Source organism: Enterobacter sp. Li2LvB3 (genome assembly GCF_056156645.1).
In genome coordinates, this window is record NZ_JBSICG010000022.1 from 37627 (window position 1) to 51308 (window position 13682).

The following is a 13682-nucleotide window of genomic DNA, read 5'->3' on the forward strand; positions in this document are numbered from 1 at the left end:
TCACCCTGGCCCTCTCCCTCAAGGGAGAGGGAGCAAACCATCCCCTCTCCCCGTGGGAGAGGGTTAGGGTGAGGGCAATGAGATTACTCAGCCGTCAGCAGGTTCGCCACGGTACGCACACCCAGACCGGTCGCGCCCGCAGACCACTGCTCAACTGCCGCTTTACGGTACGTTGCGGAGCAGTCGATGTGCAGCCAGCCTTCATGGTAGTTCTCAACGAAGTGAGACAGGAAGCCAGCGGCGGTGCTTGCACCTGCCGGGTACGCCGCGCTTGCGGTGTTGTTCAGTTCGGCAAAGTTAGACGGCAGCTGGCTGCGGTGGAACTCGGCCAGCGGCAGACGCCAGAACGGTTCGTTCTCTGCGGCAGCGCTTGCCAGCAGGCGGGCAGCCAGTTTGTCGTCGAAGCTGAACAGCGCGTGGTAATCATTGCCCAGGGCGGTTTTGGCCGCACCGGTCAGGGTTGCCATATCGATAATCAGCTCGGGTTTCTGCGCAGATGCGTCGATCAGGCCATCGGCCAGCACCAGACGGCCTTCGGCGTCGGTGTTCATCACTTCGACGTTTTTGCCGTTGCGGTAGCGAATGATGTCGCCCAGTTTAAAGGCATTGCCGCTCACCATGTTGTCCGCGCAGCACAGGTATAGCTTCACGCGCTTGTTCAGACCACGGGTGATAGCAAACGCCAGCGCGCCGGTAATGGTCGCCGCGCCGCCCATATCAGATTTCATGGAATCCATGAATGCGCTCTGCTTCAGGCTGTAACCGCCGGTATCGAAGGTAATACCTTTACCAACCAGGCAGGCAAAGACGGGCGCCGTTTTGTCGCCGGTTGGGTTGTAATCCAGCGCCAGCAGCACAGGGGGACGCTCAGAGCCGCGGCCCACGGTATGAATACCCATGTAGTTCTGCTCGCGCAGATCTTCGCCTTTGGTGATGCGGTAAGACATTTTGTCACCCGCCACGCCGCACAGCAGGTCAACCGCGCGCTGCGCCAGCTGCTCCGGGCCTAATTCTTCAGCCGGGGCGTTGATGGTGTCACGCACCCAGTCGATAATGGTCAGACGGCTTTCCAGCTCTTTCTGGCCGGCTTCATCGAGGTTTGCCCACTCAATTTTACGGGTGCCTTTCGGACCCTTGTAACCTGCCCAGAACGCCCAGCTGCGATCGATATCCCAGCCTTCGCCGTCCAGCGTCACATGTTTAATCCCCAGACCATCCACTTTGCGCGCCGCGCGCTGGATCAGTCCCAAATCATCTTTGCCCGTCAGGTGCAGGGTAATGCCGTCGTTGTTGATGCTGTAGGTGGCTTTCTCGCCCCAGCGTGCGTCGGCAGGCTGTGTGGAGAGCGTAATCTTCATCGCTTCGGTCATTTTATTTATCCTTATTAGCAAACGGGCCGCCTGAAGGCAGCCCGTAATGTGATTTAGCTAGCCTCATCTAACCAGACTAACAGAATCGCCTCCAGAATTTTTTCATTGGATGCGTTTGGATCGTCGTCAAAATCCTCTAAATCGCAGATCCACTGATGCATGTCGGTGAATCGTACGGTCTTTGGATCGAGATCCGGGTTCGCGTCGTAGAGCGCTTCGCCGATTTCACGGCTGTCTGTCCACTTCAGTCCCATATTAATGCTCGCGTGCGTGGTTGATGGTGTAACGTGGGAATTCCACAACCAGATCTTCGTCGGTCACCAGTGCCTGGCAGCTTAAACGGCTGTCTGGCTCCAGACCCCATGCTTTATCCAGCATGTCGTCTTCGTCTTCGGTGCTCTCAGCAAGAGAGTCAAAACCTTCACGCACAACGCAGTGACACGTGGTGCAGGCACAGGATTTTTCACAGGCGTGTTCCACTTCGATACCGTTACGCAGGGCAACGTCGAGAATGGTTTCACCGGTCTTCGCTTCCAGAACAGCGCCATCCGGACAGAGGTCCGCATGAGGCAAAATAACAATCTTTGGCATATTAAACCTCGTCCACGGACTGGCCTTTCAGCGCGACGCGGACAGATTTGTCCATGCGGCGAGCGGCGAAGTCCTGGGTTTGTTTATCAACGTTTTTAATGGCTTCTTCTATTGCATCAGCGTCATCGGCTTGCGCTACGGCACGTAAGTGCTCGGCAGCGTCGTCGATCACCTGACGCTCAGCGGCGCTTAACAGCGCGGCATCGGCAGTGAGTGCGCCAACCAGGCTTTCCAGCACGCGCGCGGCTTCAACTTTCTGTTCAGCCAGCATTCGTGCCTTCACGTCTTGTTCGGCGTAGCTCATTGAATCCTGAATCATGGTCGCGATTTCGCCATCGGTCAGGCCGTAAGACGGCTTCACCTGGATGGACGATTCAACACCGGTCGATTTTTCCATCGCCGTGACGCTCAGCAGGCCGTCCGCATCTACCTGGAAGGTCACGCGAATGTGCGCCCCACCCGCAGGCAGCGCCGGAATACCGCGCAGCGCAAAGCGCGCCAGAGAACGGCAATCCTGCACCAGTTCGCGTTCGCCCTGCATCACGTGGATAGACATCGCGGTCTGGCCATCTTTGAAGGTGGTGAACTCCTGCGCACGCGCCACCGGAATGGTGGTGTTACGCGGGATCACTTTCTCTAACAGGCCGCCCATCGTTTCCAGCCCCAGGGAGAGCGGAATGACGTCCAGCAGCAGCATTTCGCTGTCCGGCTTGTTGCCGACCAGAATATCAGCCTGAATTGCGGCGCCCACAGCGACCACTTTGTCCGGGTCGATGGAGGTTAGCGGCGTGCGGCCAAAGAATTCACCCACGCGTTCACGCACCAGCGGCACACGGGTGGAACCACCCACCATGACCACTTCAAGTACCTCTTCCGCTTCAACACCCGCGTCTTTCAGCGCGCGGCGGCAGGCCAGAAGCGTGCGTTTTACCAGAGAGGTAATCAGATCATTAAACTGTTCACGGGTGATTTCACCCTGCCAGCCCGCGACATTCACGGTGACAGCCTGGGCGTCACTCAGTGCAATTTTGGCTTCAACCGCCGCATCCAGCAGTTCACGCTGAACGCGCGCGTCGCTACGATCGGTAATGCCCGCCTGCTCGCGAATGTGATCCGCCAGTAGGTGATCGAAATCATCACCGCCGAGCGCGGAATCACCGCCGGTGGCCAGTACTTCAAATACACCACGGCTTAAGCGCAGGATGGAGATATCAAACGTCCCGCCACCCAAATCGTATACCGCAATCACCCCTTCCTGACCGGAATCCAGGCCATAGGCAATGGCAGCGGCAGTCGGTTCGTTCAGCAGACGCAATACGTGCAGCCCAGCCAGACGCGCAGCGTCTTTGGTGCCCTGACGCTGTGCATCGTCAAAATAGGCTGGAACGGTAATCACCACGCCGTCCAGTTCACCTTCAAGCGTAGCTGTGGCGCGGGCCGCCAGCGCTTTGAGGATGTCTGCAGACACACGAATCGGGTTCAGTAAACCGGCGGTGGTGGCGATCATCGGCAAGCCATTTTCACTTGCCTGGAACTGATAAGGCAGGTGCGGGTAGCGGCTCTGGATATCCGCCAGAGAGCGACCCATCATGCGCTTAACAGAGATGATGGTGTTGACCGGATCGCGGGCGGCGTTAGCACGCGCATCGTAGCCGACCGTGTGGCCCTGCTGATGATAGTGGACCACAGATGGCAGCAAATGGCGGCCGTCTGCGTCAGCCAGCGTTTCAGCCTGGCCGCTACGCACGGTCGCCACGAGGGAATTGGTGGTACCTAAATCAATGCCCACCGCCAGACGACGCTGGTGCGGTGCAGCACTTAAACCAGGCTCACTAATTTGTAATAAGGCCATGTTGAGCTTCCAGAATCAAAAATCGAGCAGCTTTTCTTCGAGTTGTTCAGCGCTGCTTCGCAGTTTATCGAGAAAACGGAGCTTGCGTACTGTGTCCGCCGCTACGTCCCATGTCTCGTTATTCAATTGTTCAACCATCTGCTGATGGCGGGTATCAAACATCTCTTTGACACGTTTGATAAAGCGCGACAGCCGGTTTTCGTCTTTCGCCTGGTCAATCTCATCCAGCTCTTCACGCAGCTCCAGCTGTTCCATCAGGAATGCGGTATCGCGTACGGTGTGTTGTTCGCTCGCCAGATCAAATCCGTGAAGAGAGAGTAAGTACTCTGCGCGGGTTAACGGATTACGCAGCGTCTGCCAGGCCTGATTGATGGTCGCAGATTGAGACACGGCCGCCAATTGCTCTGACTGAGTACCACTGGCGAATTTATCCGGGTGATATTGACGTTGCAGATCCTGAAAACGGATCGTCAGGGCCGGAATATCGACAGTGTACTGAGCGGGTAATCCGAAGAGGGTGAAGTAATCCATAACAATCTCAGGGGTAGCCGATTAAAACAAACCCCACGCACAGATTCCTGCGGTGGGGTTCATCGGATGACGCACGATCAAACGTGGAAGCTTTCGCCGCAACCGCACTCGTCTTTTACGTTCGGGTTCGTGAATTTGAACCCTTCGTTCAGGCCTTCTTTTACAAAGTCCAGCTGAGTGCCATTGAGGAATTGCAGGCTCTTACCATCGACCACCACCTTCACGCCCTTGTCTTCAAACACGGTGTCGTCGGACGCCGGTTCATCAACAAACTCCAGTACGTAAGCCATACCAGAACAGCCGGAGGTACGTACGCCCAGTCGCAGGCCATAGCCTTTACCACGGTTCGCCAGGAAGGCGCTTACTCGCGCGGCAGCGCTGTCGCTAAGGGTAATCGACATACTCAAACCTCAATTATTTTGCTTCACGTTTGCTTTTGTAATCCGCAATAGCGGCTTTGATCGCGTCTTCTGCCAGGATAGAGCAGTGAATTTTCACCGGCGGCAGTTCGAGTTCGTCAGCAATATCGGTGTTTTTGATTGCCTGTGCTTCGTCCAGAGACTTGCCCTTTACCCACTCGGTCACAAGTGAGCTGGACGCAATAGCAGAACCGCAGCCATAGGTCTTGAAGCGCGCGTCTTCAATGATACCTTCATTGTTGACTTTAATCTGCAACTTCATCACGTCGCCACACGCTGGTGCACCGACCATGCCGCTACCTACGGATTCATCGCTGTTGTCAAAAGAGCCAACGTTGCGTGGGTTCTCGTAATGATCAATAACTTTTTCGCTGTATGCCATGATTGAATTCTCCTTATGTACCGATTAGTGATGTGACCATTCAATGCTGTTCAGATCCACGCCCTGTTTGAACATCTCCCACAGTGGAGAAAGGTCACGCAGACGGCCAATGGAGTTGCGAACCAGCTTGATGGTGTAGTCAATCTCTTCTTCGGTAGTGAAACGACCTAAAGAGAAACGGATAGAGCTGTGTGCCAGCTCGTCGGTCATCCCCAGTGCGCGCAGCACGTAGGATGGCTCCAGGCTTGCAGAAGTACATGCAGAGCCAGAAGAAACCGCCAGGTCTTTCAGTGCCATGATCAGCGATTCGCCTTCAACATAGTTGAAGCTTACGTTGAGGATGTTTGGTGCGCCCTGCTCCAGGGAGCCGTTCAGATACACTTCTTCCATATCTTTCACGCCGTCCCACAGACGGTTACGCAGAGTGCGCAGACGCGCCATCTCGGTTTCCATCTCTTCTTTCGCAATGCGGTACGCTTCGCCCATGCCCACGATCTGGTGAACAGGCAGAGTACCTGAACGCATTCCGCGCTCGTGACCGCCGCCGTGCATCTGCGCTTCGATACGGATACGTGGCTTACGACGAACATAAAGCGCGCCAATACCTTTCGGACCATAGATTTTGTGGCCGGAGAAGGACATCAGATCCACTTTCAGCTGGCTCAGGTCGATAGGCAGTTTGCCCACGCTCTGAGTCGCATCAACGTGATAGATGATGCCGCGCGCACGGCACATTTCGCCGATGGTCGCGATATCCTGCACTACGCCGATTTCGTTGTTCACGTGCATGATGGAAACCAGAATGGTGTCTTCACGCATTGCCGCTTCGAGCTCTTTCAGGTCAATGATACCGTTGCTCTGTGGCGCCAGGTAGGTGACTTCATACCCTTCACGCTCCAGCTGACGGCAGGTATCCAGCACGGCTTTGTGTTCGGTTTTGCTGGTGATAACGTGCTTGCCTTTTTTCTGATAAAAGTTGGCCGCACCTTTGATCGCCAGGTTGTCGGATTCGGTTGCACCGGAGGTGAATACGATTTCACGCGGATCGGCACCCACCAGGTCAGCAATCTGATTACGGGCGATATCTACCGCCTCTTCAGCATGCCAGCCAAAACGGTGTGAACGGGAAGCTGGGTTACCAAAGTTTCCGTCCAGGGTCAGACACTGCATCATTTTCTCGGCAACACGCGGGTCCACCGGCGTGGTTGCGGAGTAATCGAGATAAATCGGTAATTTCATTGCTCTATAAACTCCGTACATCGCTTCAATGCAAGGAATCAGGCAACCGGCTGGATGTACGACCGAGTACACGGGGCGAGCGAACGCCCCGGCCTGATTCTGAAATACTTATCTTTTTATTACGCGCGCAGTTTAACGTCGATTGCGTCTTGCGCGCGGGTGCTGCGTTGGGAATCATGGCTGTGCTGACGACCAGACACATCCAGAACTTCCTGGTTATTCACCAGCTCACCAAGGGTGATGTTGTTCAGGAAGCCGGTCAGACGGTCACTCAGATCGCGCCACAGCGCATGGGTCAGGCACTTATCGCCGCCCTGGCAGCCGCCTTTACCCTGGCAACGGGTCGCGTCAACGGATTCGTCAACTGCGCTAATCACTTCGCCTACCGCAATACTGCCCGCGTCTTTACCCAGCAGATATCCGCCGCCTGGGCCACGAACGCTGGAAACCAGTCCATTTTTACGCAGTCTGGAGAACAGCTGTTCCAGGTAAGAGAGGGAGATCCCTTGTCGTTCAGAAATATCAGCCAACGGAACCGGGCCCGCTTCGGAGTTGAGCGCAACGTCCAGCATCGCGGTCACGGCATAACGCCCTTTAGATGTCAGTCTCATGTCTTACTTAACCTCAAACTCGCCCCTGCCCGGGGTTTTTTATTGTAAAATGGGGGTATTGCATAGCAGGGCCAAGTCTGACATTCCTGACTAAATTGGTCAACTATTTACTTGACTGTTTTAGTCAGGTATTTAACCTTCCGTGCCGTTTTTGTCGGGTGGCGCTTCGCTTACCCGACCTACGGTTCTGTAGGCCGGGTAAGCGAAGCGCCACCCGGCGAACAGACGACGCTACTCTTTATTCTTCTGCTCAATCGACGCCAGGATACCGCGCAGGATGTTCAGCTCCTGGCTTTCCGGGCGCGCACGGGTGAACATACGGCGCAGTTTGTTCATCACCTGCCCCGGGTGACCTTCACGGATAAAACCGGTTGAAAGCAGGGTCTGTTCCAGATGACCGTAGAAACGCTCCAGGTCGTCCACCAGCGGGTAAGCCGCCTCTTCTTTATGTTCTACCGGTTTCTCCTGCGTTGCCAGCCAGGCCATGCGCACTTCGTAGGCAATAACCTGTACCGCCATCGCCAGGTTCAGCGAGCTGTATTCCGGGTTTGCGGCAATCGCCACGTGATAATGGCATTTTTGCAGTTCGTCGTTGGTCAGGCCAACGCGTTCACGGCCAAACACCAGTGCAACTGGTGCCTGTTCAGCTTCTGCCACGCTTTTCAGACCGCATTCACGCGGGTCCAGCATCGGCCATGGCAGCGTACGCGAGCGCGCGCTGGTGCCCACCACCAGGCTACAACCTGCCAGAGCTTCGTCGAGGGTATCAACAATCTGGGCATTGCCGATAACATCACTGGCACCGGCCGCCAGGGCGATAGCCTGAGAGTCGGGTTTGACCAGTGGGTTTACCAGCCACAGATTGGTTAAACCCATGGTTTTCATTGCGCGGGCAACAGAGCCCATATTGCCGGTATGCGATGTTTCGACCAGCACGATTCGAATGTTTTGCAGCATAGTTTTTAGTGTCTGAATTCAGTGTCTGAAGAATATTCGGGCATATTATCATAATCGGGAGACATAATCCGATCCCGCTGCTATACTCTGCGCCGATTTTCATGTTCTTTAACATCCAGTGAGAGAGACCGATGCATCCGATGCTGACCATCGCCGTGCGCGCAGCGCGCAAGGCGGGTAATGTAATTGCCAAACACTACGAAACTCCAGACTCCGTAGAAACCAGCCAGAAAGGCAGCAATGATTTCGTGACTAACGTCGATAAAGCCGCAGAAGCGATTATTATCGAAACGATCCGCAAATCTTACCCGCAGCACACCATCATCACCGAAGAAAGCGGTGAACATGAAGGTACCGATCAGGATGTTCAATGGGTTATCGATCCACTGGATGGCACCACCAACTTCGTAAAACGCCTGCCACACTTCTCTGTGTCTATCGCTGTACGCATTAAAGGCCGTACTGAAGTCGCCGTTGTCTACGATCCAATGCGTAACGAACTGTTCACCGCAACCCGCGGCCAGGGCGCTCAGCTGAACGGCTACCGTCTGCGTTGCAGCAATGCACGTGACCTGGACGGCACCATTCTGGCGACCGGCTTCCCGTTCAAAGCGAAGCAGCACGCAACTACTTATATGAATATCCTGGGCAAACTGTTCACCGAATGTGCCGATTTCCGTCGCACCGGTTCTGCTGCACTGGATCTGGCATACGTTGCGACCGGTCGCGTTGACGGTTACTTCGAACTGGCACTGAAGCCGTGGGACTTTGCTGCGGGTGAGCTGATCGCGCGTGAAGCGGGCGCACTGGTGTGTGACTTCACCGGCGGCCACAACTACATGACCACCGGCAACATCGTTGCAGGTAACCCACGCGTTGTTAAAGCCATGCTGGCAAACATGCGTGATGAACTGAGCGACGCGCTGAAGCGTTAATTCAGTCATCAGGGTGCGGGCACCTGCCCGCACCTGTTAAAACGGCCGCAATCCCCTTCCTACCGGCACAGCACTCATCCACATCGTTACCGCCGCAACAAGTAAAATAACGCCACCTGCCAGCGCAAGTGTTGTCCAGCCAACCTGTCGCCACAATACCGGCGTTTTATTACCGCTCAGTTTTACCGCCAGTTGACGGAAACTGTGTACCAGCAACGCCAGTGAAGTAATCGTTAGTGACGTTCCCGCCGCCATCGCCAGCGCTGAGATCATTCCCCAGCCAAACACACCAATAACCTTACTGAACAGCAGCACCATGATCGCCCCCGAACACGGGCGCATTCCCATCGAGAGAACAATCATCAACCGTGCGCGCCAGTCATCGCCATTTTGCAGCTGTTTTTGAGTCGGCAAATGTTGATGTCCACAGCCGCAATGAGCATCGTGAACGTGGTATGGCATAAAGGTTTTGAATGTTGGTTTTTGCAGTAAGGCGCGCATTTTCTTTAGTGCTCGCCAGCAGAGGATCAGCCCCAGTACGCCCACCAGCGCGTAGCTGCCCTTCTCCAGCCAGAAACTGCTCAAATGAAGCTGACGCGCCGGGAGTTGCAGAAGCGACAGGACAACCACTACCAGCACAATAGCCACAAGCCCCTGTAGCAATGAGGAGGCCAGCGTCAGGCCAATACTTGATTTCAGCTTTGAGGGATGCGTGGCAAGCCAGGTGGTAATCACAATTTTGCCGTGTCCAGGGCCAAGCGCGTGCAAAACACCATACAGAAAGCTGAAAATCAGCAGCGATCCCCCCGCCTGAGTCGGGTTGTCGGCCACGGCTTTTAGCAGCCCGCTCATCTGCTGATTAACATCACGCTGCCAGAGGATGCTTTTCATCATCACCTGCGGCCATACTTGCCACAGCCAAAGCGTGCCGCCTGCGGCCAACACCAGAAACAGGGCCAGCGGCCAAAGCTGCAACCAGCGGCGGGGTTTTCTGACGGGGGAAGAGATCACTGACATTGCAACGTAACCTGCTGTGCAAACTGTTTACCCAGCTCCATATCCTCTGGCGGAGCATCTTCTTTATCGAGAGACACGGCAAAGTTAAGCGTTTCTTCACTGGGTTTAGGGGTGTGGACCGCCAGCGTACAGCGCTTTTGCAGTCCGGCAGGCAGCTGCGCATCGCTGTCTTCGGCATAACTCATATCGACGTAATAGCTTGGGTCAAAAGTTGAAAAGGTATACTTTTGCCCCGCCAGCGGCTGGGGTTGCGCCAGAGGCAGCACAAACGTCAGCACCGCCTGATGCCCTTCACGCGACATCCCGTATTCCGTCGGGCGATTAAGGAATTTAACTTTCTGGCCGTTATGCCAGAACTCGGTGAAATAGTGCTGACCCAGTACATTCGCCATCACTTCCGCCGCCAGTTTTTTCCAGACATCATCGCCAGGTTTGGCATTTCCGGCATCATAAAGCAGGTCAGCAGAGGTGATTTCGTCCATCGTCCAGCGCATCTTAAGGCCGCTAAGTTGCGTCCCGTCTGTCACCAGCGTTGTTTGCAGGCTAATAAAACTGTGAGGATGTGCGCTGACGGTAAAAGTGAAAACCGCCAAAAATAACGTCAGAGCACTTTGTTTAACTATTTGCATCAATTCCTCACGTCAAAAATTCTGTGATGTTCGCCTGCAATCCTGAAGGAAAGCATTCCCGTTGCGCTTTATTGCAGACATCCTTTAGCTATTCTTACCAAACACTCACACTGGATACCCGACAGATGATGACGACGCTTGAGATTCCATCTGTGCTTTCCAGTTCGCAGCGCCGCTGCCAGGTGCTTTTGATGCTTTACCTGCCAGATACTGCCGTAACCGCACAGAGCATTATGGCTGCCAACGGGGTTGACGACACCATCGCACGGCAAGATATAGCCGAGACACGCGATGAAATCCAGCGCTATCATCGGCTTGATATCGTCACGCATCATGACGGCAGCTACCGAATTGAGGGCACCGCGCTGAATCAGCGTTTATGCCTGCTGCACTGGTTGCGCAGGGCGCTCAGGCTTTGCCCACAGTTTGTTTCTCACCAGTTTACTCCGGCATTAAAAACCGCGCTTAAACGGCACGGCATTGCCCGCCCTCTGTACGATGACATCAACCTGCGCGCGCTGATTAACTTCTGTTCCCGCAGGCTTCAGCGCCAGTTTGAATGCCGGGATGTGCAGTTTTTACAGCTTTTTTTACAATATTGTCTGATTCAACACCATCAGGGGAATACGCCGCGCTTCACCCACGTTCAGCGCAACTGGGCGCAGTCCAGGGGAGAATATTTTACGGCGCAGGAGATTGTTCGCCACTGGAAACGTCGTGTACCCGCAGCACCGCATATCGATGAGCAACTGTTTTTGTCGCTGCTGTTCATGATGCTGCGCACTCCCGATCCGGTTCTGGATAAACACCAGCAGGATCAGCGTTTACGCCGTACTATTGTCCGCATGATTGCGCGTTTTCGGGCACAGACCGGGATGAACTTCAGCGACGAGCAAGGGCTGACCGATCAGCTTTATATCCACCTGACTCAGGCGCTTGATCGCTCTTTATTTGATATCGGCATCGATAACAGCCTGCCGGAAGAGATCCATCGCCTTTACCCGCGCCTGCTGCGTACAACCAAAGCGTCGCTGTTTGAGCTGGAAGCCGAATTCGGGCTGCGTTTTTCCGAAGAAGAGATGAGCCTGGTGGCGGTGATTTTTGGAGCCTGGCTGATGCAGGAGAACGATCTGCACGAAAAACAGGTCGTGCTGTTAACGGGGGATGATAAAGAGTGCGAGGCGTTAATTGAGCAACAGCTACGTGAACTGACGCTGCTGCCGCTCAATATTCGTTATCTGACGTTACAGGCTTTTCAGAAGGAGGGAGCACCGCGTGAAGCCTCACTGGTTATCACCCCCTACCCCACGGCGCTGCCGCTGTTCTCACCGCCGCTGGTCCATGCCGTTGAGACACTCAATGCGCAGCAGCAAGAACATATTCGCGCCATGCTGGAGTCGTAATCAGACCCGCGCCGCCACTTTGGGACGTACTACCATTGCGGGCAGCGCGACCAGTGCCATGACCCAGAATACGCCGTGGCCCAGTTGCTGATACAGGAAGCCCGCAAATACGGTCATCACGGCAATACTGCCGCCCATTGCAACGGCTGAATAGACCGCCTGCAAGCGAATAACATCCCCACCTTCCCGGGCTGAGATATAGCGCATGGCAGCCAGATGGCACACCGTGAAGGTGCCACAGTGCAGGATTTGCGCCACGAGAAGCCACGGCAGTTCTGTCGTCCAGCCCATAATGCCCCAGCGCGCCACACCGCACACGGCGGAAAGCAGCAGCAGGTCGCGAGCCCCAAAGCGACGGAACAGTTTTTTGCTCAGGGCAAAGATAATCACCTCAGCAACAACGCCAAGCGACCAGAGATACCCCACGGCTGAAGCCGAGTACCCTGCCCCTTGCCAGTAAATTGCGCTAAAACCGTAATAGGCTGCATGTGCTCCCTGAAGCAGGCACACGCACGCCAGAAAACGCCAGCTTTGGACGACCAACGCCCGCCAGGCAGGCCAGCCAGCGCTTTCCTGATGGCGGTTTTCTCCCTGCGGCATCACAGAAGGGCGCAATAACATACCCAACAGCATTGAAGCGATCCCGAGGCTCAACAACGCCAGAATGGCGTGATAATCGTAGAGACTAACCAGCTTGCCCACCAGCGCCGAGCCAATCACAAAGGCAATCGAACCCCACAGGCGTACGCGGCCATAATCCATGGTTATCTGTTTTTGCCAGGTATTCGCCAGCGCATCCGTCAGCGGTACCAGCGGAGAGAAGAACAGATTGAAACCCACCATCACTACCATCAACCAGGCAAACTGATGGCTGACCCAGAAGCAGGCCACAAAAACCAGCGTCAGCAGCGCCAGAATTCGTACAGCTTTAATCAGTAAGGAGGGATCGCTGACGCGTGGCGCAATTAACAGACTTCCCAGAAAACGCGCAACCAGCCCGGCGCCCAGCAGCACGCCAATGGTTTCCGGCGTAAGGCCAATCCCTTTGAGCCAGACGCTCCAGAAAGGCAGGAAAATACCGTAGCTAAAAAAGTAGGTGAAATAGCTGAGCGCCAGCCAGCGTGTGGAATGCAAAACCATGAATCCCTCCTGAAATGGAGGCGATAGTCTGGCGTTAATCCCCGACTTTAGCAAGTCATTAGCGTGCTATAAATTAACGATAAATTAACATCAGTGAGAGCCGGATAGCGTATGGCGAGAGCGGGAAAATTGTATTACGTTTAAACTACATCGCATGCAGAGGTCGTTTGCCATGAACAGCTTACGTTATTTCGATTTCGGCTCCTCACGCTCCTTCCTGTTATTGATTGCCCGTATCGCCATCGTTGTCCTGTTTATTATTTTTGGCTATCCCAAACTGACGGGGTTTAGCGGCACCGTTCAATATATGACCTCGCTCGGCGCCCCCATGCCCATGCTGGCGGCCATTATCGCGGTGGTGATGGAAGTCCCCGCAGCTATTCTTATCGTGCTGGGTTTTTACACTCGCCCTATTGCCGTGCTGTTTATTTTCTACACGCTGGGAACGGCGGTGATTGGTCATCACTACTGGGATATGACCGGTGATGCGGTTGTGCCGAATATGATTAATTTCTACAAGAACGTCAGTATTGCTGGTGCATTTATTTTGCTGGCGATAACCGGCCCTGGCGCAATATCCCTCGACAGGCGTTAAACAAAAAAAAG

General features: G+C 54.8%; 16 protein-coding genes. 3 read left to right on the top strand and 13 right to left on the bottom strand.

The genetic code is table 11. From position 1 onward, the window contains the following. Window positions 1–83: 83 nt before the first annotated feature. The 10 genes from pepB to trmJ form a co-directional block, all read right to left on the bottom strand. A complete protein-coding gene (pepB, locus tag ACS603_RS17510) occupies window positions 84–1370 on the bottom strand; it encodes an aminopeptidase PepB (protein ID WP_182062070.1) in 1287 nt (428 codons plus the stop codon). Window positions 1371–1423: 53 nt separating this feature from the next. Then, window positions 1424–1624, bottom strand: a complete 201-nt coding sequence (gene iscX, locus ACS603_RS17515) for a Fe-S cluster assembly protein IscX (RefSeq protein WP_181681346.1) — start codon at window positions 1622–1624, stop codon at window positions 1424–1426. 1 nt (window position 1625) lies between these two features. Further along, window positions 1626–1961, bottom strand: a complete 336-nt coding sequence (gene fdx, locus ACS603_RS17520; RefSeq protein ID WP_014071345.1) for an ISC system 2Fe-2S type ferredoxin — start codon at window positions 1959–1961, stop codon at window positions 1626–1628. Between the two features lies 1 nt (window position 1962). Beyond that, the gene (gene hscA / locus ACS603_RS17525) at window positions 1963–3813 is read right to left on the bottom strand and encodes a Fe-S protein assembly chaperone HscA (RefSeq protein ID WP_474944646.1); all 1851 of its coding nucleotides are present in this window, start codon (window positions 3811–3813) and stop codon (window positions 1963–1965) included. Window positions 3814–3828: 15 nt separating this feature from the next. Then, window positions 3829–4344 carry a co-chaperone HscB gene (hscB, locus tag ACS603_RS17530; RefSeq protein ID WP_182062072.1) on the bottom strand — a complete coding sequence of 172 codons (516 nt, stop codon included), beginning with the start codon at window positions 4342–4344 and terminating at the stop codon, window positions 3829–3831. 77 nt (window positions 4345–4421) lie between these two features. Beyond that, window positions 4422–4745: an iron-sulfur cluster assembly protein IscA gene (gene iscA / locus ACS603_RS17535; protein WP_014071348.1), complete on the bottom strand. Its 324-nt coding sequence runs from the start codon at window positions 4743–4745 to the stop codon at window positions 4422–4424. 13 nt (window positions 4746–4758) lie between these two features. Next, window positions 4759–5145, bottom strand: a complete 387-nt coding sequence (gene iscU, locus ACS603_RS17540; protein WP_005120408.1) for a Fe-S cluster assembly scaffold IscU — start codon at window positions 5143–5145, stop codon at window positions 4759–4761. A 24-nt stretch (window positions 5146–5169) separates the two neighbouring features. Then, window positions 5170–6384, bottom strand: coding sequence for an IscS subfamily cysteine desulfurase (locus ACS603_RS17545; protein WP_182062073.1), 1215 nt, complete (start codon window positions 6382–6384; stop codon window positions 5170–5172). Between the two features lie 119 nt (window positions 6385–6503). Further along, the gene (gene iscR / locus ACS603_RS17550; RefSeq protein ID WP_008502158.1) at window positions 6504–6995 is read right to left on the bottom strand and encodes a Fe-S cluster assembly transcriptional regulator IscR; all 492 of its coding nucleotides are present in this window, start codon (window positions 6993–6995) and stop codon (window positions 6504–6506) included. A 231-nt stretch (window positions 6996–7226) separates the two neighbouring features. Continuing rightward, window positions 7227–7952, bottom strand: coding sequence for a tRNA (cytosine(32)/uridine(32)-2'-O)-methyltransferase TrmJ (trmJ, locus tag ACS603_RS17555; protein WP_182062074.1), 726 nt, complete (start codon window positions 7950–7952; stop codon window positions 7227–7229). Window positions 7953–8083: 131 nt separating this feature from the next. Here trmJ and suhB point away from each other — a divergent pair, with 131 nt between their 5' ends. Continuing rightward, window positions 8084–8887: an inositol-1-monophosphatase gene (gene suhB, locus ACS603_RS17560; RefSeq protein ID WP_014071352.1), complete on the top strand. Its 804-nt coding sequence runs from the start codon at window positions 8084–8086 to the stop codon at window positions 8885–8887. A 36-nt stretch (window positions 8888–8923) separates the two neighbouring features. On the opposite strand, the gene ACS603_RS17565 is transcribed toward suhB, so the two are convergent. Both ACS603_RS17565 and ACS603_RS17570 read right to left on the bottom strand, forming a co-directional pair. Next, entirely contained in the window at window positions 8924–9904 is a 981-nt protein-coding gene (locus ACS603_RS17565; RefSeq protein WP_315686478.1) for a nickel/cobalt transporter, read from the bottom strand. Next, window positions 9895–10533, bottom strand: a complete 639-nt coding sequence (locus tag ACS603_RS17570; RefSeq protein WP_182062076.1) for a DUF1007 family protein — start codon at window positions 10531–10533, stop codon at window positions 9895–9897. The genes ACS603_RS17565 and ACS603_RS17570 overlap by 10 nt, the downstream gene beginning before the upstream one ends. 125 nt (window positions 10534–10658) lie before the next feature. Here ACS603_RS17570 and csiE point away from each other — a divergent pair, with 125 nt between their 5' ends. Further along, entirely contained in the window at window positions 10659–11936 is a 1278-nt protein-coding gene (gene csiE, locus ACS603_RS17575) for a stationary phase inducible protein CsiE (protein ID WP_315686482.1), read from the top strand. Here csiE and ACS603_RS17580 read toward each other — a convergent pair whose 3' ends face one another. Beyond that, on the bottom strand, window positions 11937–13076 hold the full coding sequence (locus ACS603_RS17580; RefSeq protein ID WP_182062078.1) for a 3-phenylpropionate MFS transporter: 1140 nt from the start codon (window positions 13074–13076) through the stop codon (window positions 11937–11939). Window positions 13077–13248: 172 nt separating this feature from the next. On the opposite strand from ACS603_RS17580, the gene ACS603_RS17585 reads away from it, so the two are divergent. Continuing rightward, the gene (locus ACS603_RS17585) at window positions 13249–13671 is read left to right on the top strand and encodes a DoxX family protein (protein WP_315686484.1); all 423 of its coding nucleotides are present in this window, start codon (window positions 13249–13251) and stop codon (window positions 13669–13671) included. The last annotated feature ends 11 nt before the right edge of the window (window positions 13672–13682 follow it).

What these genes read in the sequence shown, in the direction of transcription:
- iscU (WP_005120408.1), bottom strand. Translation starts at nt 5,145, where the DNA reads ATGGCATACAGCGAAAAAGTTATTGATCATTACGAGAACCCACGCAAC.
- trmJ (WP_182062074.1), bottom strand. Translation starts at nt 7,952, where the DNA reads ATGCTGCAAAACATTCGAATCGTGCTGGTCGAAACATCGCATACCGGC.
- ACS603_RS17565 (WP_315686478.1), bottom strand. Translation starts at nt 9,904, where the DNA reads ATGTCAGTGATCTCTTCCCCCGTCAGAAAACCCCGCCGCTGGTTGCAG.
- ACS603_RS17570 (WP_182062076.1), bottom strand. Translation starts at nt 10,533, where the DNA reads ATGCAAATAGTTAAACAAAGTGCTCTGACGTTATTTTTGGCGGTTTTC.
- ACS603_RS17585 (WP_315686484.1), top strand. Translation starts at nt 13,249, where the DNA reads ATGAACAGCTTACGTTATTTCGATTTCGGCTCCTCACGCTCCTTCCTG.
- suhB (WP_014071352.1), top strand. Translation starts at nt 8,084, where the DNA reads ATGCATCCGATGCTGACCATCGCCGTGCGCGCAGCGCGCAAGGCGGGT.
- hscA (WP_474944646.1), bottom strand. Translation starts at nt 3,813, where the DNA reads ATGGCCTTATTACAAATTAGTGAGCCTGGTTTAAGTGCTGCACCGCAC.
- ACS603_RS17545 (WP_182062073.1), bottom strand. Translation starts at nt 6,384, where the DNA reads ATGAAATTACCGATTTATCTCGATTACTCCGCAACCACGCCGGTGGAC.
- ACS603_RS17580 (WP_182062078.1), bottom strand. Translation starts at nt 13,076, where the DNA reads ATGGTTTTGCATTCCACACGCTGGCTGGCGCTCAGCTATTTCACCTAC.
- iscA (WP_014071348.1), bottom strand. Translation starts at nt 4,745, where the DNA reads ATGTCGATTACCCTTAGCGACAGCGCTGCCGCGCGAGTAAGCGCCTTC.
- hscB (WP_182062072.1), bottom strand. Translation starts at nt 4,344, where the DNA reads ATGGATTACTTCACCCTCTTCGGATTACCCGCTCAGTACACTGTCGAT.
- fdx (WP_014071345.1), bottom strand. Translation starts at nt 1,961, where the DNA reads ATGCCAAAGATTGTTATTTTGCCTCATGCGGACCTCTGTCCGGATGGC.
- csiE (WP_315686482.1), top strand. Translation starts at nt 10,659, where the DNA reads ATGATGACGACGCTTGAGATTCCATCTGTGCTTTCCAGTTCGCAGCGC.
- iscX (WP_181681346.1), bottom strand. Translation starts at nt 1,624, where the DNA reads ATGGGACTGAAGTGGACAGACAGCCGTGAAATCGGCGAAGCGCTCTAC.
- iscR (WP_008502158.1), bottom strand. Translation starts at nt 6,995, where the DNA reads ATGAGACTGACATCTAAAGGGCGTTATGCCGTGACCGCGATGCTGGAC.
- pepB (WP_182062070.1), bottom strand. Translation starts at nt 1,370, where the DNA reads ATGACCGAAGCGATGAAGATTACGCTCTCCACACAGCCTGCCGACGCA.